Genomic DNA, 25024 nt, shown 5'->3' with positions numbered 1-25024 from the left:
TCAGGGTTTCTCTTCCTGTTTTTTCTGACGGACTTCCCGGTACCAACGTGGATGATGCTTTTTAGCCCATGCAGCAGGAACCCAACCCTCCACCATCGCCGTTATCGTGCCTTTCACCCATAGCGCCGCATAAATGTGAACCATGATAATAATGATCAGGCCGACCGCAGCCAATGAGTGCACCAGCAATGCCAGGCGAATCAATGGAATCGGGAAATACTCGGCGAAATAAGGCCGCCAGATAACTACACCACTGGCCAGTAACAGCACCAGACTTATCATTGCTGCCCAGAATACGCATTTCTGACCAAAATTATAGCGTCCCGTATCGCCCACTTCCTCATTCATGGCAATTTTATGAATATTCTTCGCCCAAACTATGTCTTCGCGGTTGATCAGGTTGTGTTTCCAGTAACGGAGAAACATGATCATAAACGAGGCAAACATAACCACCCCGGCGAAGGGGTGGAGAATACGTGCCAGTTGCGGCGTACCAAAGATATTCATCAACCAGTTAAAGGATGGGAAGAAAAATCCCAGTCCACTAATTGCCGCCAACATAAAGCAGAAGGCCACTATCCAATGGTTGATTCGCTCCGGTGCGCTATAGCGCTGGATCGGCTTTTCTTTCTTCATTTCCGCGTCTCCCCATCTTGCTGTTCGGAAGATGGCTGGGTTGGTGACGATGAGTCCGATGAGGTAGAGACCGATTTATCCTCTTTATCCTCTTCATCGTCCTCTTCTTCCACCCGATTAGGGCCAACACCGACATAATGGAAAATACTGGCGGCGAAGGTGGCAGCAAAGCCGACCGCAGCCAATGGTTTCCAGATGCCTTTCCAGAAGGTGACCGTCGGGCTGATACTCGGGTTTTCCGGCAAACCGTGATAAAGCTGCGGTTTGTCAGCATGGTGCAACACGTACATCACGTGAGTCCCACCCACGCCTGCCGGATCGTATAACCCGGCGTTATCGAAACCGCGAGTTTTCAATTCGGCAACACGACCCGCCGCAACTTCCTTCATCGCCTCTTTAGTACCAAAGTGAATTGCTCCGGTCGGACAGGTTTTCACACAAGCGGGTTCCTGGCCCACGCTAACGCGGTCAACGCACAGGGTACATTTGTACACCCGGTTGTCGTCTTTGTTCATGCGCGGTATATCGAACGGGCAACCGGCAATGCAGTAACCGCAACCTATGCAGTGTTCCGATTGGAAATCCACGATGCCATTGGCATACTGAATAATAGCCCCTTCCGCCGGACATGCCTTTAGACAGCCCGGATCGGCGCAGTGCATACAGCCGTCTTTGCGGATCAGCCATTCCAGTTTGCCGTTCTCTTCCACTTCAGAAAAGCGCATAACCGTCCAGGATTTGGCGGTTAAATCAGCGGGATTATCGTACACCCCGACGTTATTACCGACTTTATCGCGGATATCATTCCACTCTGAGCAGGCAACCTGGCAGGCTTTACAGCCAATACAGGTAGTGACGTCGATCAGCTTCGCCACCTCTTCCTGATAATTACGATCCTGCGGCGGTGGCGTCAGGGAATTAGTACCGGAGCGCCGGATAATGTCTTGAGATTGCAGTGACATAGTTGTTCTCCGTTACACCTTTTCCACGTTAACCAGGAACGCCTTGAACTCTGGCGTCTGCGTATTGGCATCGCCAACAAACGGCGTCAGGGTATTGGCCAAAAAGCCTTTTTTCGCCACCCCTTCATAACCCCAGTGAATTGGAATACCGATGGTATCCACTTCCTGCCCGTTAACATTCAGAGTGCGAATGCGTTTGGTCACGACTGCTTTGGCCTTGATATAACCACGACTGGAGCTGACTTTGACCGTATCTCCGTGCTGAATGCCTTTCTTCTCGGCCAGTTTTTCACCTATTTCAATAAACTGCTCTGGCTGGGCAATGGCATTTAACAGCGCATGTTTGGTCCAGTAGTGGAAATGTTCCGTCAGACGATAAGTGGTTCCGACATAAGGGAATTGCTCATGGGAACCCATGCTGGCTAAATCGTCTTTAAATACACGAGCTGCCGGGTTAGAGATCACGTTCGGATGCAGTGGATTGGTACCTAGCGGTGTTTCAAACGGCTCATAGTGTTCCGGGAACGGTCCTTCCGCCATCTTATCGATAGCAAACAGACGCCCCATTCCTTCTGGCTGCATGATAAACGGCCCGACGCCGCTACCCGGTGCGGCGGCGCTATAGTCAGGAACATCAATCCCAGTCCATTTCGTGCCGTCCCATTCCAGCAATTGACGTTTCGGATCCCAAGGTTTTCCCTGTGGATCAGCCGATGCACGGTTGTACAAAATGCGGCGGTTCAGCGGCCATGCCCAAGCCCAACCCAGCGTATTGCCCAAACCAGACGGATCTGCGTTATCGCGGCGCGCCATTTGGTTACCCGCAGGTGTCCAGCTACCGGCAAAAATCCAGCAACCACTGGTAGTGGTTCCATCGTCGCGTAGATGAGCGAAGGTACTTAACAACTCGCCTTTCTTCACCAGTACTTTGCCATCGGCATCGGTAATATCTGCCAATGCGCGACCGTTGCTTTCCATCGCCACTTCTTCCGGCTCAGGATTTTCCGGTGTCAGGTAGTCCCAGGTCATATTAAGCACCTGTTCTGGCACTGCACCGCCTTCACGGCGATACATCTCACGGATACGCAGCAAAATACCCGCCAGAATACCACCGTCGTTCATCGCCTCGCCTGGGGCATCAGCGCCTTTCCAGTGCCACTGCAACCAGCGGCCAGAGTTGACGATAGAGCCGTTTTCTTCAGCGAAGCAGGTAGACGGCAAGCGGAATACTTCAGTCTGAATTTTTGACGGATCGACGTCGTTAAACTCGCCGTGGTTCTGCCAGAAGTTCGCGGTTTCCGTATTCAATGGGTCAATAGTGACCAAGAACTTCAGTTTGGAAAGTGAGGCTATCACTTTGTTTTTATTCGGGAAGGAAGCGACCGGGTTAAAGCCTTGGCATAGATAGCCATTGACCTTACCTTGAGACATCATTTCGAAATACTGTAGTACGTCGTAACCTTTATCCCATTTCGGCAACCAGTCGTAGCCCCAGCTATTTTCCTTCTGCGCTTTATCCCCGTAGAAGCTCTTCATCATACTGACGAAGAATTTAGGGTAGTTGCTCCAGTAGTTCACCTGACCCGGTAACAGGGCTTTTGGCGTATTGGCAGCGAGATAAGTTGGCAGATCTGGATATTTTTCCGATGGCAGAGTCATGTAGCCCGGCAGGCTTTGTGACAACAAACCAAGATCGGTCAATCCCTGAATATTGGAGTGACCACGTAAGGCATTAACCCCACCACCAGCCATACCCATATTACCGAGCAGCAACTGAATCATTGCCATGGTACGAATATTTTGCGCACCGACGGTGTGCTGGGTCCAACCCAATGCGTACAGGAAAGAGGCCGTTTTATCCGCCGCACTGGTTTCGGCAATATATTCACAGACTTTGATAAAGTCGGCCTGCGGCGTACCGCAAATATTGCTCACCACTTCCGGCGTATAGCGACTGATATGCTGTTTCAGCAAATTCCACACGCAACGTGGATCTTGCAGTGTGGTATCCCGTTTCGCATAACCGTTTTCATCCAACTGATAGTTCCAGCTGGTTTTATCGTATTTGCGATGATCGGCGTCATAACCGCTGAACAGACCATCTTCGAAGTCAAAGTCTTCCCGTACCAGCAGGCTGGCGTTGGTGTAGGCCTCGACGTATTCACGGTTAATTTTTTCGTTAGTGATCAGGTACAACAATACGCCGGACAGGAACGCAATATCGGTACCGGAGCGGATTGGCGTATAGAAATCGGCCACCGATGCAGTACGGGTAAAGCGCGGATCTATCACGATCAGCTTGGCATTGTTGTGGATCTTGGCTTCCATCGCCCAGCGGAATCCCACCGGATGCGCTTCTGCCGCATTACCGCCCATGACGATAATCAAATTCGCGTTCTTAATGTCAACCCAGTGGTTGGTCATCGCACCGCGACCAAATGTTGGAGCAAGACTTGCTACCGTTGGTCCGTGTCAGACACGTGCTTGGTTGTCTACGGCAAGCATGCCGAGAGCGCGACTAAATTTTTGGGTCAGAAAACCCGTTTCGTTGCTGGATGCAGAGGCACACAGCATACCGGTGCTCAGCCAACGGTTGACGGTAACGCCAGCGTCGTTGGTCTTAATGAAATTCGCATCCCGGTCTTCTTTCATCAGCTTGGCGATGCGGGTAAAGGCATCATCCCAACTGATTCGCTGCCACTTATCAGAACCTGGCGCGCGGTATTCAGGGTATTTAAGCCGACTTTCGCTGTGAATAAAATCAATCAGACCTGCACCTTTCGGACAAAGTGCGCCACGGTTAACCGGGTGATCCGGATCGCCCTCAATGTGGAAAATACTCTCTTTGGCGTTTTTTGCACCGTCGCCAAGGCTATACATCAATAGCCCACAACCAACGGAGCAATATGTGCAGGTGTTACGAGTTTCACGGGCACGCAGCAATTTATACTGTCGCGTTTCCGCCAACGCCACTGCCGGCGCAAAGCCGAGTGCCGCTGCCGTGGTTCCTGCCATACCGCCAGCGCAGATCTTAAAGAACTGCCTTCTGCTGACCTGCATGGATCTCTCCTCAATTCACGATTGTCACAGTGTTTTAAACAGGCGCTTTCCCTAATAAATAGGTCGGCGCTAAAATCGTTCTCTGACTACCGCCTTACAGCGGTAGAGAATAAGGTTCACAGCCTTATCCTTACCGTGGAATACTACCACACTGTCATTATGGGTTATAACACTCGGGATCGCATCAGTGAGCCAGATCAAACCAGCACGAACAGCTAAGCCGACCAATATTTGCGGTGCCAGGCAACTTGAACTGTGGCAACGGCAGGATCTCACCACAACTCAACCCGATTGGTTGGCGGAGGAAGTTCCTATCGCACTGGTATATAACGGAATCTCCCATGTTGTTATGATGGGAACCCCGAAAGATCTGGCAGCCTTCGCTCTCGGTTTTTCTTTATCGGAAGGGATTATCAGCAGCCCACAGGACATTTATGCCATCGACGTCCATCCAACCTGTAACGGCATTGAAGTGGCTATTGAGCTATCCAGCCGCCGCTTTGCTGGTTTGAAAGAGCGGCGCAGAGCGATGGCGGGTCGTACTGGCTGCGGCGTGTGTGGTATTGAACAACTGGCCGATATTTTCCGCCCGATAGCACCCTTGCCCTTTAGTCAACGTTTCGATGTCAGCCAGCTTGATAATGCACTAGGACAGCTCAAACAGGTACAAACCGTAGGTCAACTGACCGGTTGTACCCACGCTGCCGCCTGGATCAGCCCAGAAGGTGAATTATTAGGTGGCTGCGAAGATGTTGGCCGTCATGTCGCCCTAGATAAACTTTTAGGAGTACGTGCCAAACAGCCGTGGCAGCAGGGTGCGGTTTTAGTCTCCAGCCGCGCCAGCTATGAAATGGTGCAAAAATCCGCCATGTGCGGCGTCGAAATCCTGTTTGCCGTTTCCGCCGCCACTACGCTGGCCGTCGAGGTTGCTGAGCGCTGCAATCTCACGCTAGTCGGTTTCAGCAAACCAGGCAGAGCCACGGTGTATACCCATCCACAACGCTTAATTGCCGAGTAAAGCCTTACTATTAATATGGAATTGATAATCATTTTCAATATCATTTATTTAACTATAATGATCCGAATGCTTACGCGGCGCTCACTTTTTTGCGCTGCTCTACACTACGGAGACGATGAATATGAGTTACTCACTGCCATCCCTGCCTTATGCTTACGACGCACTAGAACCACATTTTGACCAGCAGACGATGGAAATCCATCACACTAAACATCACCAGACTTATATCAACAACGCGAACACCGTGTTAGAAGCTTATCCAGAGTTGGCTAACCTGAGCGTTGAAGAAGTCATCAAAGATCTGAGCAAAGTTCCTGCTGATAAACGCACCTTTATGCGTAACAACGCCGGTGGCCATGCTAACCACAGCCTGTTCTGGAAAGGTCTGGCGCTGAACACCACGCTGGAAGGCGATCTGAAAGCGGCTATCGAACGCGATTTCGGCAGCGTAGAAAGCTTCAAAGCAGAATTCGAAAAAGCGGCTGCGACCCGTTTCGGTTCTGGCTGGGCATGGTTGGTACTGCAAGATGGCGGCAAACTGGCCGTCGTTTCTACCGCCAACCAAGACAGCCCGCTGATGGGTGAAGCGGTTTCTGGCGCGTCAGGCTTCCCAATCGTTGGCCTCGACGTATGGGAACATGCTTACTACCTGAAATTCCAAAACCGTCGCCCAGACTACATCAAAGCATTCTGGAACGTGGTTAACTGGAACGAAGCGGCAAAACGTTTTGCTGAAGCAAAAAAATAAACCAAATTAGTCAGAATAGACTCGGTTTTACCGTGCCTTACTGCTAAAGACCCTGCCAGCAAGTGACTTGCTGGCATTTTTATATCCGCCGAAAGCGATTTTCTGGCGATATGTCGCGATTTGCTGCAAATCAGCAGGAATATATCGGATTTTCGCCCAATTTCTCCCTTTATCACCCCATCCTATCTCTCACCACCAATGGGCTTCATTGCTAAAGTTTAACCGTTAGTTGCCGATAGATTGTACAAGAAGATCTATTGCCCACATCGTTTTTGGGACGGTAATCCGCGCTCAAGAGCGGCCGTTTACTGCTCCCTAAACAAGCCAGCAATAATCATTCCCCAAATAATTAGCCCCTTCTCGGAGTGACCTACGCTGATTGATCTCAGAAACACCGCATAACGGAGAATAGTATGGCTGCAATAAGTAATATATTTGGAAGCTTCGAAAACGTAAACGTCGGGAAAAAACTGGGGTTGAGTTTTTTCATTATGTTGCTGTTGGTGAGCATTATCGCAGGCACCGGAGCGTACCATTTTTCCGCGATTGAAGATCGTGCCTATAAGGTTGATCTGAGCTATCAAATCAACGAAGAAGTGAACCAGGCAAAGTACAATCGAGCGCTGTACGAGCGTTCCTATAATCCGCAATTTATGACCACCAATGCCAAGCATATCAATAACATTCTTACGCTTTTGGCTCAAAATGAAAGCATGAACTGGGATGCCGAAAACCAAAAGAATATCAACCGTATTATCGAGGTCATCAAAGCCTACCAGCTAGATCAAAAAGACTTTTTAGCCACGGTTGAAAAAAAAGACAACGTGAGGAAAAGCTGGAATATTTCAGAAACGCAGAAATACCTGAACCAGCTTGCACAGAATTTTCTGAATGAAGGCGCAGATACCAATTCCCGCATTTTATTGGCAGAAATGAATCAAAAGCTGATGGCCGTACGCTACAACGCTCGCGGGTTACTGCTAGACCGAAACAAAGAGGCTGAAGCCTCAATGATCACCGCAATTGATGTGGCACAAAATGCCGCAAATGCTTTCTTGCCTGTGCTGTCCACCGAGCAACAAAAACTGATGCTGCCGGTAATCGACAGCCTGAAAGCCTACAAAGGGAATATTCTGGCCTATTTACCGGCTTATGAGCAAGAAGTGGCGGCTGGTAAGCGTTTGGAAAATAAAGCCATTGAGCTAAATTCGCTGATATCCAACCTGTTTGCGCAGGAACTGCAAGGCACTCACGACGAAATTGACAAAGCACAGATGCAAATGACGCTGACGGCCATTATCGCCCTGCTGCTTGGTTTATTGATCGCATGGCGCATCACTCGTCAAATTACCGTTCCGTTACGTACGACTCTGGCAATGGCTGAACGTATTGCCACCGGCGATCTGACCTCAGCGACCACGTCATCCCGCACCGATGAGCTAGGCCTGTTAATGAATGCCGTAGCTCGTATGAATGAAAATCTACGCGGGATGATCGATGAAATTCGCATCGGGGTGAGCCAGGTTTCTCACGCCTCTGGAGAAATAGCCGCCGGAAATACCGATCTCTCGTCACGCACCGAACAACAGGCAGCGGCGGTAGAAGAAACCGCCGCCAGTATGGAGCAATTGAATGCAACGGTGAAACAGAACGCTGACAATGCCCACCATGCCAATCAACTGGCCACTGAAGCTTCTGATACCGCCGAACAAGGCGGAAAACTGGTCAATGATGTCGTACGCACCATGGGGGATATTTCCAGTAGTTCTAAACGTATTTCCGAAATCACTTCAGTGATCAACAGCATTGCTTTCCAGACCAATATTCTGGCGCTAAATGCAGCAGTCGAAGCGGCACGCGCAGGAGAGCAAGGCCGTGGATTTGCCGTCGTCGCCAGTGAAGTCCGTAATCTGGCTCAGCGCAGCGCGCAGGCAGCTAAAGAAATTGAAGGGTTGATCGGCGAGTCAGTTTCTCAGGTGAATAAGGGGACTTCTTTGGTGCAAAACGCCGGCCAAACCATGGAAGACATCGTCCGGTCAGTCACACATGTGCGCGATATCATGGCGGAAATCGCATCAGCATCCGATGAACAAAGCCGTGGTATTACCCAAGTTAGTCAGGCTATTTCCGAAATGGATAGTACTACCCAGCAAAACGCCGCGCTGGTAGAAGAGTCTGCTGCCGCAGCCGATTCACTAGCAGAACAAGCCATTTTGTTAGCGCAGGCAGTGGCGGTATTCCGCTTGTCGGAAAGCACTGAATCGACCAAAACCACTCCGACGACGAAAACCACGCCACCGCGTATGACCGCGGAAAATGTAAAATTGAATCAGCAAGATAACTGGGAAACCTTCTAATACTCAAACGACAACGGGAGCGATATCCAGTCGCTCCCGTTACTTCATCACCGTTAATTAATGCTATAACATTCATTTGATTTTGTAATTTGTCACCCAGCTCATTGTCGGTATTATTAATCTTCTTCGTTGGCAGCAGACAAGAGAAGCTTATGGATTATCCACAGGTCTATATCGGTAATATCGAGTCATATTCGGGCAGCACCCCCAGCGCCATTGGCAAACGTCAAATAGACGGTAGCCTGATGTTGACGCCGTTAGGGCTAGCAGGCGATGAACAGGCGGAAAAACGCGTTCATGGCGGCCCAGACCGAGCGCTGTGTCATTATCCGCGTGAGCATTACGAACATTGGCGTCAGCAATTCCCAGAACAGGCGGAGAGTTTCACCGCGCCAAGTTTCGGAGAAAATATTTCGACCGAAGGGCTAACAGAGGACAATGTCTATATCGGTGATATTTTCCGTTGGGGAGAAGCGCTGATTCAGGTCACACAACCACGTTCACCTTGCTACAAACTCAATTTCCATTTTGGTATTGAGGATCTTTCGGTATTAATGCAGCAAACAGGCCTGTGTGGCTGGCTTTATCGCGTGGTATCCGCGGGCAAGGTCAGTGATGAGCAGCCTTTAACGCTGATTACGCGCAACAGCGAAATCTCGGTAGCAGAAGCTATCGCTATCTCTTTCCATATGCCATTTGATGAAGAGGAGTATCGCCGCTTACTGAGCGCCGCTGGGCTTTCTGCCAGCTGGAGTAAAGCGATGGTCATGCGATTGACCGGCGGAGAAATAGAAAATTTCAACCACCGCCTGCTCGGCCGAGCATCAACCTAAACACTTTATCTGTACATATTCTGCAAAAGAAAAGAAAAAACCGGGTGATGGCACTAGCATCAACCCGGTTTCTGTTTTACCGCAGATAAAAATCAGAATGCTTTTTTCGCGTAACCGGTGACTTCTTTCAGACCCATCTCACGACCCAGCGCAGTCATTGGGTGAACCACAATCAAGCCACGAGCCACTTTTTTCAACGAGCCCATATCAGCTTGTTCTTTCTTGGTGATCGCTCGGCTAAATGGCATTTTGGTCAACTCTTGTGCCTGAACGCTCAGATTTTTTACCCGAACTTCTTTCAGGCGCTGAATTTCAGCCGCCATTTTCTCTTTTTCTTTCATATGCTGGGCGATTAAATCAACATTGCCTTGTTGAATCACCGTGGTGTCTTTATGGTTCAATGCATCCAGCATATCGCTAAGACGTTTGATTTCTGCTTGTTCTTTCATAATGTTGGCCCGTACATGCCACTGATGGGCACGAAAATTCGCTAAAGTTGGGGATAGGATATCACCTATAGTGTATCAGGATGTGGATCTTTCGGCAGCCCACTACTCCGCAGATAACTATCCAATTCCTGCCGGTAATCCACTGATTTGACATGCTGCCGTGCCGGCCCCCCCTCCCTCAATATCACGGTTATTAAAACGGATAGCAGCGAGCCAGCTAAAAAGCCTGACAATAGCAGCATGTACTGAAGGTTAGCCGGATACGGTGACGGTTTAATATGCAGGACAGGGTGAGTATCGATTACCGCGCTCTGGCGGTTAATCGACGAGCCGGGAGTGGCAGTGTAGTCAGCTTATCAGTGCGGTATGACCGGTGACAGTTTAGAAACCTGCTTAGTACTGATTCTGGCGATAAATTCGGTAATTGACAGCACCATAGTAGAACGTAGTACCTGCTGATAACGCTGGTGCTGCATGGCAATCAGCGACGGCTCAGCTTCTTCCGCCGTAAGAAATGTCGGTACTGGCGGTAGCGCGGTAACACAGTGTAATTCACCAAACGGCCCCAGCATCTCATCGTCGGTGAAACGATATTCGGTGCCGTCGTTATTCATTTCTTCACGTAACGCCATCAGTAGTTCAGCATCTTCATATTCCTGACGGGAAATCACGCCAAGGGCATAAACCAGCTTGAGGCGTACCGATAACTCCCCCAACGGCCCATCAACAATCAATAGCGGCTCAACGGCATACTTCACCGCATAGTCGTCCTTGCGGAAAACCTGCACCACCAGAACGTTCAACGCCTCAGCCAGCAAATCTACGGCGGCAATCAAGAAACTCCGAACGGTTCTACCGGCGTTAAGCTGCTCCAGAACTCGATTTTCAAATGCCTGTGCTTTCTCAATCATCAGTTTTCTACTGCAATGGTTGGTTAATAGCCGTCTGGCGGATCCCTACCCTGCATCTTTCACGTGACTGCGGCGTTGGCGATAGCTCGCCTCATCACTGCCGTTGCACAACGTAAAATCTATTGGGTTATACGCCACTATTTCGAGATAAAAACCGTGTTGTTAAGCCGATGTCCCGAGCAGAAAGTGATATCCCTTCTGTCAGCATTCACTTTCCATTCTACCCGCCACGGAATTCAGCTCCCGACTCATGCCGGGAGAGTAAAAAAGTAGGTATATCCGCGCCCCCGAAAACTCAGTGCATCAGGTTTTCCTGCATGGCGTTATACACATTCACCACCTGTTCGACAACCTCGCTATTGACCAGCAATGAAGAAACTTGAGCCAATGCCACTTTCGGACCGACGGTGTCGAGTAATTCAACCCATTCCTGCGCCTGAGGATCTTGCTGGCTACGATAACTCATCGCGGCGGCAATACCTTTCACCAAATTGTCGTGAGGTAACTGGTATTCCAGTGTGCCTAGCAGCGGCTTGATCAGTCGGTCGCCTGCGCTGAGTTTACGTAACGGCTGACGCCCCACCCGCTCAACATCATCATGCAAGTATGGGTTTTCGAAGCGAGATAAAATTTTGTTGATATAAGCCGCATGTTTCTGTGGATCAAAGCCATAGCGCTTAATCAGCACCGCCCCACTTTCTTCCATCGCCCCTTTAACAACCTGGCGTACCTGTGGATCGAGAATAGCGTCGCGAATGGTTTGGTGGCCCGATAACTGGCCAAGATAAGCGGTAACGGCATGACCGGTATTCAGCGTAAATAGTTTACGTTCAACAAAAGCCATCAGGTTATCAGTCAGTTCCATACCGGCAATTTTCGGTGGCTGACCCTTAAACTGCGTTTGATCGACAATCCACTCGCTAAAGGTTTCAACCGTCACGGCCAACAGGTCGGTGCTGCCTGCCGCTGACGGCGGCACAATACGATCGACGGCGGAATCGACAAACCCGACGTGATCTTCAACCCAGCCTTTTTCATTGTCCGGCAGCACGGCGAAAACATGCTGTTTTAGCTGGCTGGTACCACGCACCATATTTTCACAGGCGATAATATTCAGTGGCTGATTATTTCCCTTCTGGTGGCGAGCTACCAACCCTTGCGCTACACGATCGGCTATTCTGGCCAACACCTGTGGCCCAACCGCAGTGGTAATAATATCGACATCAGCAATCAGCGTGACCACGTCCTCGCTGCCGCTATGCACGGCACTCACGTTATTAACCTCTTCCGTACGCGCTTGCTCGCCGACCACATTAACCTGATAACACTTGCGACGGTTCAACTCATCCAGTAACGGTTGATTGACGTCGGCGAAAATCACTTCAGCTCCTGCATCAGCCAGTAATTTGCCAATGAAACCGCGACCAATGTTACCTGCACCAAAATGTAATGCTTTCATCGTTTTTTACCTTTGAATTTGTCGTTGGAAAAGCGAGTCATTGGAGAATTCCGACCCCTGTTCAGGCTGCGTAAATCTCTACGCAGCCCGACAACACTCATCGCCCTCAGGCTGATTTCTTACCGGAGAGCAGGTCCAAAACTTCCTGCACACTTTTTGTGTTACTCAGACGCGCGATGATGGAGTCATCATCCAACGCATTGGTCAGGCTGGTAATAACTTGAATATGTTCGTTATTACGTGCCGCAATACCGATCACCAAACGAGCCACTTCATCTTCTTCATCACCAAAGCGAACACCGTCTGGATACTGGCAGAACACCACGCCGGTTCGCAGCACGCGGTCTTTGGCTTCAATCGTGCCGTGAGGTACCGCAATAGATTCCCCCAGATAGGTAGAGGTCAGTTTTTCTCGCTCCAACATGGCAGCGACATATTCTGGCTCGACGTATCCGCCTTTAACCAACTGTTCACCCGCGAAGCGAATTGCGTCTTCCTTATTGTTAGCATGTTGATTTAGGAAGATATTCTCCGCGCTCAGTTTGAAGAGACTGGATTCTGAAGCTTCAAAACTGTCATCAAGGGTTTCAATCACTTTCTGCACTATTGGCGCGCTTTCCGCCGTGTTGCTGGCCTCTACCAAACGTGCCGTCAGGTTGCTGTACAGTTGGCTATCAAGGAAGTTAGTCAATGAAATATGCTGTGCCTGAGGCGCGTGACGCATGGCCCGCTCGGTCAAATCTCTGTGAGTAATGACCAGATCGACGTCTTCAGGTAAGTTATTGATGGCACAGTTAGTCACCGAGATATGTTTCAGCCCCGCGTCCTGCACTTTTTTGCGCAAGACACCGGCTCCCATCGCGCTAGACCCCATACCCGCATCGCAGGCCACAATGATTTTACGCACCGTGGTCAGGTCACCAGCGGCCGCAGCAGCATTCGCTGCCTGAACGCCTTTGGATTGCGATTTCAGATTCTGCATACGACGAGTAGCATCTTCCAGACTCTCGTCTTCATCTTTGACTTTGGTGTTTTTCAGCAAAATGGCTGAAACAACAAAAGAAACAGCAAAAGCAGCAGCAACAGCGGAGATATTAGCCAGGTAAGCACCTTTAGGCGTCATCGCCAGCACGGCCAGAATTGAACCCGGTGAGGCAGGAGAAACCAAACCGCCATTCAGCAAAGTCAGAGTGAATACGCCGGTCATACCGCCCAAAATCACCGCCAGCAACAGACGTGGATTCATCAGCACATAAGGGAAGTAGATTTCGTGGATACCACCGAAGAAATGAATGATAGCCGCGCCGCCAGCAGACTGCTTGGCATTGCCTTTACCGAAGAACATGTAAGCCATCAGTACACCCATACCTGGGCCTGGGTTGGCTTCGATCAAGAAGAAAATCGACTTGCCGGTTTCCGTAGCCTGTTGAATGCCCAATGGCGAGAAGATGCCGTGGTTGATGGCATTATTCAGGAACAGAATTTTCGCCGGTTCGACGAAGATAGAGGTTAGCGGCAACAGGTTATTTTTAACCATCACATGCACGCCAGCAGCCAACGCTTTGGACAGAATTTCAACCAATGGCCCGATGGCCATAAAGGCCAAAATCGCCAGCAGCATACCGATAATACCGGCAGAGAAGTTGTTGACCAACATCTCGAAGCCGCTTTTGATTTTACCGTCGACCCAACGGTCAAAGTGCTTAATGGCCCAGCCACCCAACGGCCCCACGATCATTGCGCCGAGGAACATTGGCATATCGGCACCCACAATCACGCCCATGGTCGTAATGGCACCGACGACACCACCGCGCTCGCCGCCAACCAAACGTCCGCCGGTATAACCGATTAACAATGGCAATAAATAAGTAATCATCGGGCCAACAAGCTTGGCTAACGTTTCATTTGGCAGCCAGCCAGTTGGAATAAATAACGCTGTAATAATACCCCAAGCGATAAATGCGCCGATATTCGGCATGACCATATTACTGAGGAATCGGCCAAAGTTTTGCACTTTAACCTTGATGTCTGGTGAAAACATAAAAACACCCCTATTGGTACGCGCTGACAATAAGAGCGCGAGATAATTATTAAGGCGACACTGCGAAATCCGCCGAATTGCTGTATACAAATAAAACTCTAGCACGAGCTTTTATAAGGGTGTAATCCGAGGAAATTTTGTGATAGATGTCACATGATAAACCAACTAGTAGGGGTGTTATGCGTGACGCAAGTCTCATTTTCTCTGTTTGTTTGTTAATAATTTGCATATTATTTCACCTTAATTCAGACAAAACGTGATTCACATCACATTCAATGCCGTGATCTTTGTTTTAAAAACGTGACCATCATCACGATTTATTTTTACTTAAATAAAAGAAATGAACTATTCTCGAAAACAGCCGCTGGAATGACGGAAAAAAAATGAACAGAAAAGCAGTTAAATGGGGGTTTTTCTAGAGGAATGGGAGAGTTAAACAATATTAATCAGTTGGAACACTCCCTACATAACCACATAATTCCTATATTTGATTTCAATTATAAAATAAAATTTTATTTCAGAATAAATTAACTAATCTACATTTGGCAAACTTGAAGTTTACCCGCTGCTAACCTAGTGTTTAATCCTAAAGTACCATTAATTAAACCGTCTAGTTTTATTCTTATAAAAATAGACCAACCCTCTAATTTAAGGGTAAGTGATGAAAAAAAACCATCTTCTCTGCTCTCTCGGTATTCCTTTGCTTTTCCTTAATTCTGCACTGGCAGCCGGAACAACGACCGGAACCATTGGAGCGACGCTAACATTAACCAGTGCCTGTATGGTCAATGGTAATCCGACGGATTCCAGTGGCTTGGCGCTAGGTACGCTGAGTTTTGGTGCATTTCCCACCACCACGTTCACTAGTGCTAGTGCTACTCTTTCTGTTACTTCAGGATCAAACGGCAGCGCTATTAGCGTTCTCTGCTCTCCAGGCGTAACTCCCGTGCTAACTGTTATTAGCAGTAATTCTTTGCCTGTAAACGGAGTGGTTCATGGCACCGCGCCCAGCACCCCTCGCTATTTGACCGGAGCGAGCAACCCACTCCAGACAATAGTTTACGGACTGTATACCGACAGTGCTTACAGCACTATCGTCACCAATAACACCACGGTGGTCGCGACAACAACCGGGGATTCTACCTACGGTAGCCTGTATACCTTCTTTGGTAATATTACGGGAGTCTCTGGCCCCGCCTCACTTTACCCAGATAGCTACAGCGATACTATCAACGTACAAATCACCTACTAATAACAGGGAGTACGGAGGCTATGGGGCATAAGCCACTAGGTATCTCGCTATTTATTCGCAACTGGCCTTTTTTATTATTTTTATTTATTACCCAAATCGATGCGTTACCCACACAAACCTTTCAGGTCGCGGCCACTATTGCTAACGGTTGCTTAATTAGTGGCACCAATACCGGCGTATTTGGGCAAATTGATTTCGGTACTATTCCCGGTAATTCTACGGCTCAAATTACCGGGGCTTATAGCCAAAATTCATCAATTATTATCGCCTGTACGCCGGGCACTTCTCTCAATATGGGTATTAATGGTGGCAGCAACTTCACCACAGTTCGCAATATGAAACACAGTACGCTGTCATATCTCGTGCCTTACAACCTTTATAACACCACAAATAATATGGCTATCCCTGTCAATAGCAATATCGCCATCAATTTTAGTGATAACACCAATATTATGTTACCCATTTATGGTTTATTAACCTTAAATGGAAGTCACTATTCAGGGGTTTATACCGATACGTTAACAGTGACCTTATCATGGTGAAAGATACAATGAAAAAACCAAAAAAACACACAACAGACTGTTATCAATTATTAATTTCACTATTTTTTTCGGCTATCACCATTTCTGCATCAGCGGCCAATAATGTGCTGATTTGGCCCATTGACCCAATTATTCCTGCCGCACAAAAATCCTCAACTCTATGGGTGGAAAATAAAGGTGAGCAAGCCGCCATAATGCAAATCCGCGTTTTAGGCTGGCAGCAATTGGCAGGTAAAGAAGGCTATGTTGACCAACAAAATAGTACTATCGCCAGCCCTCCGATTGTTCGTATCGAGGCAGGGAAAAGACAATTGATCCGTTTGATTAAACAAATCGAACCGCCAGCCGGTCAGGAGCAGGCCTATCGCATTTTAATTGATGAAATTCCCACACCGACGCTTTCCGCCAAAGCACAAGAAGGCCTCGGCGTGAATTTCCAAATGCGCTACTCCATTCCACTCTTTGTCTATGGTGATGGATTGGCCTACGACAATCTGGCCGCCGAAAAAAATTCTCAACAACCCAAATTAAGCTGGCAGTTGGTCGATCAGCAAGGTCGGAAAATGCTGGAAGTGACCAATCGCGGCGCAATTCATGCCCGCCTAAGTGACGTGAGCCTTCAACAAGGAGGCCTGAACAAAAAAGTCTCAGATGGTTTATTAGGTTATGTACTGGCTCATTCCATCCAACGCTGGCCAGTTAGTGTCAATTCGGCTACCTCGCTGACCATGCAAGTCAATAATCAAAAGAACGTCAAACTGGGTATGAAATAATTTAATAGGGACGAACAGACAGTACCTTGATGAAAAACGGCCGTAATTCTCCATTTTGGAGACTGGTGATCATTACGACAGTTTTTTCTGGGTTTCATGCTGAATCGCCGGCAGAAGAATTATTGTCTGCCCTGCCACCGCCACCGCCACCGACGGCGTTATCGACCGAGCAGATGATTCAGTACCAGTTGGAACTTGTTATTAATCAATATGCAACCGGCCTGGTGGTACCGGTTGAATTCCAACATGGGCATTATTTGATCGGGGGAAAAGATTTACAGCGCACAGGTATTGCCGCCGAGCACCTGACTTTTCCACGAACCGACGTTAGTGCTGCTCCCCAAATAACCGTTCTGTATGACAGCGAAAAACAGCGCCTGTTGCTTGATGTCCCCACTGACTGGCTACCTAATCAGGCGCTTTCCAGCGCGATGAGAAACCCGAAGTTTCAGGCCGTCAGCAGCACTGGCGCTTTATTCAATTACGATATTTATGCCTCCCGCTATAAGCGTAATAGTCAGTTAGCGGCCTGGAGTGAACAGCGACTATTTGGCCACTATGGATACATTTCCAACTCCGGTATCGCGAAACAGGCACTTTCTGGCGAAAGTAGCGATAATTATGGCGGTTATCTGCGTTACGACACCACTTTCTCTCATTTTGACGAAGCCAATGCCATTCGCTGGCAGGCTGGCGATCTAATCACGGATTCTCTGGTCTGGAGCAATAGCATCCGCATAGGTGGCCTGAGTGTTTCCCGCGACTTCTCCATCCGACCCGATATTGTGACCTTTCCGCTGCCACAGTTTTCCGGCCAAGCCGTGGTGCCGACCTCGGTGGATTTATTTATCAACGGCAATATGACCAGCAGTGAACATGCCCGTCCAGGTCCTTTCACCCTGACCAATGTGCCCTTTATCAACGGTGCAGGCGAAGCTACTGTAGTGACCACGGATGCGCTGGGTCGACAGGTTTCAGTATCACTGCCATTCTACGTTTCCAGCACCCTACTTAAACCTGGCTTGGCCGATTATGCATTCTCTACTGGCGTCATCCGCCGTGGCTATGGTATCAACAGCTTTGACTATGGCCCACCGGTCGTCAGTGGCTCTTACCGTTATGGCGTAACTGATTATCTAACCCTGGAAAGCCACGGTGAAAGTGCTGAATCACTGGCATTGGGTGGCTTAGGTAGCATATTTAAACCCGGTCATTTCGGCGTGATAAATCTCGCTTATAGCCAAAGCAATATGCGAGGAAAAAGCGGTAATCAAATCAGCTGGGGCTATCAGTATGATCATGGCCGTTTCAGCCTCGGCACGCAGCATACCCAAAGAAGTCCCGATTTTGGTAATCTGGCCAGTTACGATAGTCACGATGGCAATAATCATGCAACTTATTCCCTTAGTCGTCGTAGCGCTCAATATTCTGCCAGCGTGATGCTGAATGATTTCGGCAATTTAGGGGCGGCCTATATTGATGTTCACGGCCAAGACGATGAACAAACACGCTTATTTAGTCTGTCCTGGAGCCACTCTTTGCTCTCTGGTAGCAGCCTGTATCTTTCCGCCACCCGCGATATTGAGGCCAACGGCTGGTCAGGTGCCCTTTCTCTGATGATTCCTTTCGGTACGCAGTCGAGTGCCAGTATTTCCAGCCAACGCAACCTCGACGGCCAAACCCGCCAGCAGGTCAATTATAACCGAGGTATGCCGAGTGATGGAGGCCTAAGCTGGGATCTGGCCTATGCCAGACAATCAGATCAAAGCCATTATCAGCAAGCGAGCTTGAATTGGCGCAACGCCAAGTTTGAATCAGCTATTGGCACCTATGGTAATACGGGTGATGACACCCAATGGGCAGATCTCAGCGGTTCGTTGGTATTGATGGATAAATCACTGTTCGCTGCCAACCGTATCAGTGATGCTTTTGTATTGGTGAGCACTCAGGGTTATTCCAACGTGCGAGTGCGTTATGAAAATCAGCTAATCGGCGTGACTGATAATAGTGGCTATCTTTTAGTACCCAGAATCACATCTTATTATCCGGCCAAATATGAAATTGATACCACCGATTTACCGGCGGATATAAGGATAGGCAACACCGAAAAAAGGCTATCCGTGCAACGTCATAGCGGCTATATGCTGAACTTCGATTTCAAAAAATCCAACTCGCTGAGTTTTGTGCTCGTCAATCAACAGGGCAAGCCGCTACCGCTCTCCAGCCAGATCCAACGAGATAAGCAAACGACAACTTACGTCGGCTGGGATGGCATTGTGTATCTGGAAGACCTGGCTGCCAGTAATGATTTAACCGTCGTGACGCCAGACGGCAGAAAGTGTCAGATCACAGTGCCTTTCGATGCTTCAACCTCTCAACCCGCCACGATGAGCAGCCCGATAGTTTGCCCACTCACCCCAGCACAGGTAAATTAAATGAAAAGAATGATAGGCCTTGCGGTTTTATTTATTGCCTTGCTAGCGGGAGGAACTCACTGTGTCCAGGCTGCCTGTACTACTGCTGAAGTGAATGGAACTTTTGGCTCGGTCACCTCTTTTGCACTAAAAACTCCTCCCGCATCTTCAACGTCAGGTTCAGTATCAGTGAACTGTACTGTTTCAGTGCTAGGATTATTGACTAATGACACCATCTCACTGCAATTAGTCAGTTCAACCTATTTCAATGGCTCCACGCCAGTGTTACAAACCTCGGCGGCGAGTACAGATTCAATCCCAATAAGCGTATGCACCACAAACACCAATCCTTGCACAACACCAATGCTGATCGGTGGAGCAGGAATTAATTTTAATAGCAGCAGCCTGATTAACCTCTCTACATCGAACAAAAACTTCACGCTGCCGATTTATTTGCTCACTCTACCTTCATCATCCTTAAACGTCGCCGCAGGCACCTATACAACAACGCTCGGCATTAAAACTACTTACTCTATCTGTACAATATTGACCTGTGCGCTGGGTGGGCAGACCACAGGATCACCGATACTACCTTTAATCGTCACAATCGTTGTCTCCAATGACTGCACGACCATTACTGCTGATTCAGTCAGCTTTGGCTCCCAACCGCTACTCAGTAGTTTTTCTTCTGTCAGTAATAGAAATATTGCCGTCGTCTGCACCAAAGGCAGTACTTATACCGTCAGTCTGGATAACGGCCAGCACTCCGTCGGCGGTGTACGTTATATGGCGAGAAATGGCACTGGCACCGGTACTGGCAATATCATTGCTTATGATATTTATCAGGGTGCGAATAACACCTTTCCTCGCTGGGGCAATCTGGCGGCAGGGCAAGCTTGGTCGAGCAACGCTCCTACCAGTACCAACTCAGATTTAGTCACCAAAAACTATACCTATTCGGCACAGATCTTATCTGGACAAACCACACCAACGGCTGGAGCCTTTACCGATACCATCACGGTATCACTTTCTTTCTAACAATCTGGGGGAATAGGCATACTACGAAAGGAGGTTTGAGATGTCTGTCAGGCCATCATTACGATGCCCTGACAGTAAAAGAAGTGATTACTGAATGGCAGCCTGAACACTTTTCTTCGCGGAAGCCATCGCCGGGTATTTCGCGACCAGATTGGTCATCATAGTATTGTACTGAACCGCTTGTTGCTGAGTCGGAAACTGTACACCACCGTCATTGAAGGTCACCTGAGTCCCTTGCTGTTGCAGGAAATCGCCGACCTGAACCAAATCTTGTACAAAAGAAGCCAAGGTTGGAATTGCAGGAATCAATACCGCCGAAGGCTGCGTTACCCGCTTGTCATAAACCTGATTGTAAACCACTTTCAGATCATCCGGCTGCTTCAATGCCGCCTGCGCGGTATCAGCTTGATGTTTGGCAGTCTGAATCTGTTGGGTCAATAAATTGAGCGTACCCGCTGCCTGCTGCAATACGGGACGTTTGCTCAGATAATCCTGCGCGACCCGAATTTCGTTAATCTGCGTCATCGCAGGCGTGAACCCAGCATCGATAGATTGGTTCAACTGCTGCGAAAATGTCACCAAAATCGCATAATCACTAGCATATGGGCCGAATTTCTGTTTCTGATCTTCGCTCAGCGTTGGCAGTTTCATCCCACTACGCATCACGGTATTTTGCAGATAATCGATGAAAGCCTTGCGTTGCTCTGGCTCTTTATCGCCACATGCTGTGAGCTGAAACACCATAAACAGCGCCAAAATTGACGTTAACCAACGCGAATACCGATGCGTATTCAGTGCAAAAGCCATAGGGAATTACTCCTGTAATAAACGTTTATTTTCACAAGTGTCCGTTCTTATTACACATCCCTGAATCAATAAGAATAGTGCAAAGGGGTAATTTATCCCCCTTTGCCTTGGCCGAAAACTGGATTACTGCAACAGAGAAATATCTGCTACTTGCAAGAACAGTTCACGTAATTTACTCAATAATGTCAGTCGGTTAATCCGCACAGCATCGTCTTCAGCCATCACCATGACGTTATCGAAGAAGGCGTCGACGTTTTCACGCAGCGTTGCCAGTTCAACCAACGCTTCCTGATACCGACCTTCAGCAAACAGCGGTGTCAGCTGGTCACGCAGCACGACCAGGTGCGTAGCCAATTGCAACTCGGCAGAGTCTTTCAGGACGGCAGCATTGACGCGATCATTTAAAGTATCCGTGGATTTCGCCAGAATATTCGACACTCGCTTATTCGCTGCAGCCAGAGCGGCAGCCGCATCCAGAGTACGGAAGTGACTGACAGCTTTAACCCGCGCATCAAAATCAGCCGGTTTGGTCGGACGACGAGCCAGAACAGCCTGAATCGTATCCACGCTGTGGCCTTCTTCCTGATACCAAGCACGGAAACGACCCAGCATAAACTCGACCACTTCATCAACAACCTTGCCGTTGGTCAGCTTGCTGCCATACAGGCGCACGGCTTCTTCGGTCAGGGTTTGCAGATCCAACGGCAGATTTTTCTCGACGATAATGCGTAATACGCCCAGTGATGCACGGCGTAATGCGAACGGATCTTTATCGCCTTTCGGATGCTGACCAATACCAAAGATACCCGCCAATGTGTCCATCTTATCGGCAATCGCCAATGCGCAGGCAACTGGATTGGATGGCAAATTGTCACCGGCAAAGCGCGGTTGGTATTGCTCGTTCAACGCCACGGCAACATCTTCAGCTTCGCCATCATGACGAGCATAGTGCATTCCCATCACGCCCTGGGTGTCGGTAAATTCGAACACCATATTGGTCATCAGGTCGCATTTAGACAGCAAACCGGCGCGGGTTGCGTGATTGACATCGGCACCAATTTGCTCGGCAACCCAACCCGCCAGCGCTTGGATACGATCAGTTTTATCGCGCAGAGTACCCAATTGCTGTTGGAACAGCACCGTTTCCAGACGCGGTAAATTATCTTCCAGACGTTGTTTGCGATCGGTTTTAAAGAAGAATTCGGCATCAGCCAAACGTGGGCGAACCACCTTCTCGTTACCAGAAATAATCTGTTGAGGATCTTTAGATTCAATGTTGGCAACAAAGATGAAGTTAGGCATCAGGTTGCCCGCAGCATCGTACACCGGGAAGTACTTCTGATCCCCTTTCATGGTGTAAACCAGCGCTTCCGCCGGAACTGCGAGAAACTTCTCTTCAAACTTCGCCGTCAGTACCACCGGCCATTCGACCAGTGAAGCCACTTCTTCCAGTAAACTTTCGCTCAGATCAGCAACACCGCCAATTTTCTGCGCCGCCAACTCAGCATCACGTTTAATGATAGATTTACGCAATTCATAGTCAGCAATAACTTTGCCGCGCTCCAGCAGAATTTGCGGGTATTGTTCGGCACTATCGATAGTGAATTCGGCTTCGCCCATAAAGCGATGGCCGCGAATCACACGATTAGAATGAATCCCTAAGACGGTGCCGGGGATCAGTTCACTACCCAACAGCATGGTCACAGTATGAACCGGACGAACAAATTGGGTTTCTTTATCGCCCCAACGCATCAATTTAGGAATCGGCAGCTTACTGAGAGCCGTACTCACCATACCCGCTAATAATAGCTGCGCGGATTGGCCAATGATATGAGCACGGTACAACAACCATTCGCCTTTATCCGTAGCCAGACGTTCAGCCTGATCCACGGTGATACCACAACCGCGCGCCCAACCTTCAGCAGCCTTGGTTGGCTTGCCTTCAGCGTCAAAAGCCTGAGAAATGGCAGGGCCGCGTTTTTCAACTTCACGGTCAGCTTGAGCAGCGCTCAAATTGGCCACTTTTACCGCTAAACGACGAGGAGCAGCAAACCAGCTCACGTCACCATGAGATAAATTCGCGCTATCCAGCTCTGCGGTAATATTAGCGGCAAAAGATTCCGCCAGGGAACGAAGAGCCTTTGGTGGCAACTCTTCCGTGCCGATTTCCACCAGGAAAGTCTGTTGAGTCATGACAGCCTCTTAGTTCTGATTCTTTTTGCACATAGGGAAACCCAATGCCTCGCGGGAGGCATAATAGGCCTCGGCGACCGCTTTGGTCAGCGTACGAATGCGCAGAATATAGCGTTGACGCTCGGTCACCGAGATGGCTTTACGCGCGTCCAGCAGGTTAAAGGTGTGACCTGCTTTCAAAATTCGCTCATAAGCGGGCAATGGCAACGGATTTTCCAGCGCTAAAAGTGACTGGGCTTCTTTCTCATACTGCTCGAAGCAGGAGAACAGGAAATCAACATCGGCGTATTCAAAGTTATAAGTTGATTGCTCAACTTCATTTTGATGATAAATATCGCCATAGGTAGTTTTACCCAGTGGACCATCACACCACACCAAATCATATACGCTGTCTACGCCCTGGATATACATCGCCAGACGCTCCAAGCCATAAGTGATTTCGCCAGTAACCGGTTTGCACTCCAGACCACCGACTTGCTGGAAGTAGGTAAACTGGGTTACTTCCATACCGTTCAACCACACTTCCCAGCCGAGCCCCCAGGCACCCAATGTCGGGTTTTCCCAGTTATCTTCAACGAAGCGGATATCGTGAATGGTCGGATCCAAACCCAGCTCTTTCAGCGAGCCTAAGTACAGCTCCTGAATATTATCTGGAGAAGGCTTAATAATGACCTGGAACTGGTAATAATGTTGCAGACGGTTAGGGTTTTCGCCGTAACGACCATCGGTTGGACGACGGGAAGGCTGTACATAAGCAGCAGCGATTGGCTCTGGGCCAAGCGCCCGCAGGCAGGTCATTGGGTGAGAGGTACCCGCGCCGACTTCCATGTCCAGTGGTTGAACAATGGTGCAGCCTTGGCGCGCCCAATAGTCCTGTAACGTCAGGATCAGGCCCTGAAAGGTCTTGGTATCAAACTTTTGCATGTTGGATTCGCACGCGATACAAGTGGATAAAATTGAATGAATCAGTATACCCGTTGACCGTAAGATATACAGCCAGAATCCGGCAAGATAAGCGAATGAAGGTGAATTTGTTGATTAATTAGCCAGACAATGGCAGTGAATCACGCGCCGTGGCAGGAATAGCCCACGGCGGAATATGTAAAATAAAGCTGAACTTACCTCATCTTGTTTGCTGACAAGGCCTGTTCAGCGACCTTATTTAGGTAAAATTTTGAGCGGTTAACCTCGTGCAGTCAGCACTCAAAATTTTACATGCTGACCTGATCCTATGCCGTTGGTGGAGTTGCGGTGGTTACCGGAGGAGTGGGGGTCATACTCTGCATCATGGCATTAAGAACGCAGGTTAAATCCAGCATATTCGTCGAACTCAGGCAGCTGGTAACCGCTGGCGCAGAAGAATCCGCTGGTACTACGTCTGTGGTCGGTAACATCGTGGTCGCATCAGTGGCCATTGCCTGCCCTGCACTGAGCAGCAAAGCAAAAGCAGCACCCGTGATAAGTGACTTACGGAAGTGTTTTATATTATTCATCATATTAATTATCCTATAAAGTATTTAAAGGAGAACCA

Annotated in this window: 20 protein-coding genes; 9 read left to right on the top strand and 11 right to left on the bottom strand. The window is 48.9% G+C overall.

What is annotated here, in order from left to right:
• Genes fdoI through fdnG form a run of 3 tightly spaced genes read right to left on the bottom strand, consistent with a single transcriptional unit; the run spans position 1 to position 4658 of the window.
• Entirely contained in the window at positions 1–636 is a 636-nt protein-coding gene (fdoI, locus tag DJ39_RS00575) for a formate dehydrogenase cytochrome b556 subunit (protein ID WP_038251073.1), read from the bottom strand.
• On the bottom strand, positions 633–1598 hold the full coding sequence (fdxH, locus tag DJ39_RS00570; protein ID WP_004718318.1) for a formate dehydrogenase subunit beta: 966 nt from the start codon (positions 1596–1598) through the stop codon (positions 633–635). Before fdxH ends, fdoI begins: the two co-directional genes overlap by 4 nt.
• Before the next feature lie 12 nt (positions 1599–1610).
• Positions 1611–4658, bottom strand: coding sequence for a formate dehydrogenase-N subunit alpha (gene fdnG / locus DJ39_RS00565; RefSeq protein ID WP_115369932.1), 3048 nt, complete (start codon positions 4656–4658; stop codon positions 1611–1613).
• A gap of 187 nt (positions 4659–4845) precedes the next feature.
• Here fdnG and fdhD point away from each other — a divergent pair, with 187 nt between their 5' ends.
• The 4 genes from fdhD to yiiM all read left to right on the top strand — a co-directional run bounded on the left by fdhD (position 4846) and on the right by yiiM (position 9614).
• Positions 4846–5676, top strand: coding sequence for a formate dehydrogenase accessory sulfurtransferase FdhD (gene fdhD / locus DJ39_RS00555; protein ID WP_004718312.1), 831 nt, complete (start codon positions 4846–4848; stop codon positions 5674–5676).
• A gap of 121 nt (positions 5677–5797) precedes the next feature.
• Positions 5798–6424 (top strand): superoxide dismutase [Mn], encoded by a 627-nt coding sequence (gene sodA / locus DJ39_RS00550; protein ID WP_038242150.1) that lies wholly within the window; start codon positions 5798–5800, stop codon positions 6422–6424.
• 413 nt (positions 6425–6837) lie between these two features.
• Complete coding sequence (locus DJ39_RS00545) at positions 6838–8781, top strand: methyl-accepting chemotaxis protein (protein ID WP_004718307.1); 1944 nt, start codon at positions 6838–6840, stop codon at positions 8779–8781.
• Positions 8782–8933: 152 nt separating this feature from the next.
• Positions 8934–9614: a 6-hydroxyaminopurine reductase gene (gene yiiM, locus DJ39_RS00540; protein ID WP_004718305.1), complete on the top strand. Its 681-nt coding sequence runs from the start codon at positions 8934–8936 to the stop codon at positions 9612–9614.
• A 92-nt stretch (positions 9615–9706) separates the two neighbouring features.
• On the opposite strand, the gene DJ39_RS00535 is transcribed toward yiiM, so the two are convergent.
• The 4 genes from DJ39_RS00535 to DJ39_RS00520 form a co-directional block, all read right to left on the bottom strand.
• Positions 9707–10063 (bottom strand): YibL family ribosome-associated protein, encoded by a 357-nt coding sequence (locus tag DJ39_RS00535; RefSeq protein ID WP_004718303.1) that lies wholly within the window; start codon positions 10061–10063, stop codon positions 9707–9709.
• 356 nt (positions 10064–10419) lie between these two features.
• Entirely contained in the window at positions 10420–10974 is a 555-nt protein-coding gene (locus DJ39_RS00530) for an MltR family transcriptional regulator (RefSeq protein ID WP_004718301.1), read from the bottom strand.
• A 295-nt stretch (positions 10975–11269) separates the two neighbouring features.
• Positions 11270–12433: a mannitol-1-phosphate 5-dehydrogenase gene (locus tag DJ39_RS00525; protein WP_004718299.1), complete on the bottom strand. Its 1164-nt coding sequence runs from the start codon at positions 12431–12433 to the stop codon at positions 11270–11272.
• Between the two features lie 106 nt (positions 12434–12539).
• Positions 12540–14474 carry a PTS mannitol transporter subunit IICBA gene (locus DJ39_RS00520; protein ID WP_004718297.1) on the bottom strand — a complete coding sequence of 645 codons (1935 nt, stop codon included), beginning with the start codon at positions 14472–14474 and terminating at the stop codon, positions 12540–12542.
• A 661-nt stretch (positions 14475–15135) separates the two neighbouring features.
• Here DJ39_RS00520 and DJ39_RS00515 point away from each other — a divergent pair.
• The 5 genes from DJ39_RS00515 to DJ39_RS00495 all read left to right on the top strand — a co-directional run bounded on the left by DJ39_RS00515 (position 15136) and on the right by DJ39_RS00495 (position 20493).
• Positions 15136–15726, top strand: coding sequence for a spore coat protein U domain-containing protein (locus tag DJ39_RS00515; RefSeq protein ID WP_038242159.1), 591 nt, complete (start codon positions 15136–15138; stop codon positions 15724–15726).
• A 20-nt stretch (positions 15727–15746) separates the two neighbouring features.
• Positions 15747–16268 carry a Csu type fimbrial protein gene (locus DJ39_RS00510; protein WP_004718293.1) on the top strand — a complete coding sequence of 174 codons (522 nt, stop codon included), beginning with the start codon at positions 15747–15749 and terminating at the stop codon, positions 16266–16268.
• A gap of 8 nt (positions 16269–16276) precedes the next feature.
• Positions 16277–17041 carry a fimbrial biogenesis chaperone gene (locus DJ39_RS00505; protein ID WP_004718291.1) on the top strand — a complete coding sequence of 255 codons (765 nt, stop codon included), beginning with the start codon at positions 16277–16279 and terminating at the stop codon, positions 17039–17041.
• Between the two features lie 65 nt (positions 17042–17106).
• Positions 17107–19476 (top strand): fimbria/pilus outer membrane usher protein, encoded by a 2370-nt coding sequence (locus DJ39_RS00500; RefSeq protein ID WP_004718289.1) that lies wholly within the window; start codon positions 17107–17109, stop codon positions 19474–19476.
• Complete coding sequence (locus DJ39_RS00495; protein ID WP_038242163.1) at positions 19477–20493, top strand: Csu type fimbrial protein; 1017 nt, start codon at positions 19477–19479, stop codon at positions 20491–20493.
• Positions 20494–20580: 87 nt separating this feature from the next.
• Here DJ39_RS00495 and DJ39_RS00490 read toward each other — a convergent pair whose 3' ends face one another.
• From DJ39_RS00490 to DJ39_RS00475, 4 genes are all read right to left on the bottom strand, one after another.
• Complete coding sequence (locus DJ39_RS00490) at positions 20581–21300, bottom strand: DUF3053 domain-containing protein (protein WP_004718281.1); 720 nt, start codon at positions 21298–21300, stop codon at positions 20581–20583.
• 123 nt (positions 21301–21423) lie between these two features.
• Positions 21424–23493: a glycine--tRNA ligase subunit beta gene (gene glyS / locus DJ39_RS00485; RefSeq protein WP_004718280.1), complete on the bottom strand. Its 2070-nt coding sequence runs from the start codon at positions 23491–23493 to the stop codon at positions 21424–21426.
• A 9-nt stretch (positions 23494–23502) separates the two neighbouring features.
• Positions 23503–24417 (bottom strand): glycine--tRNA ligase subunit alpha, encoded by a 915-nt coding sequence (glyQ, locus tag DJ39_RS00480; RefSeq protein ID WP_004718277.1) that lies wholly within the window; start codon positions 24415–24417, stop codon positions 23503–23505.
• Between the two features lie 305 nt (positions 24418–24722).
• Positions 24723–24989 carry a hypothetical protein gene (locus tag DJ39_RS00475; protein WP_004718276.1) on the bottom strand — a complete coding sequence of 89 codons (267 nt, stop codon included), beginning with the start codon at positions 24987–24989 and terminating at the stop codon, positions 24723–24725.
• Positions 24990–25024 lie beyond the last annotated feature (35 nt).

It is taken from the genome of Yersinia ruckeri ATCC 29473 (assembly GCF_000754815.1).
GTDB classification, from domain to species: Bacteria; Pseudomonadota; Gammaproteobacteria; order Enterobacterales; family Enterobacteriaceae; genus Yersinia; species Yersinia ruckeri.
Note: the sequence above shows the minus strand (reverse complement) of the source record. Positions and strands in the feature narration are given on the sequence as shown.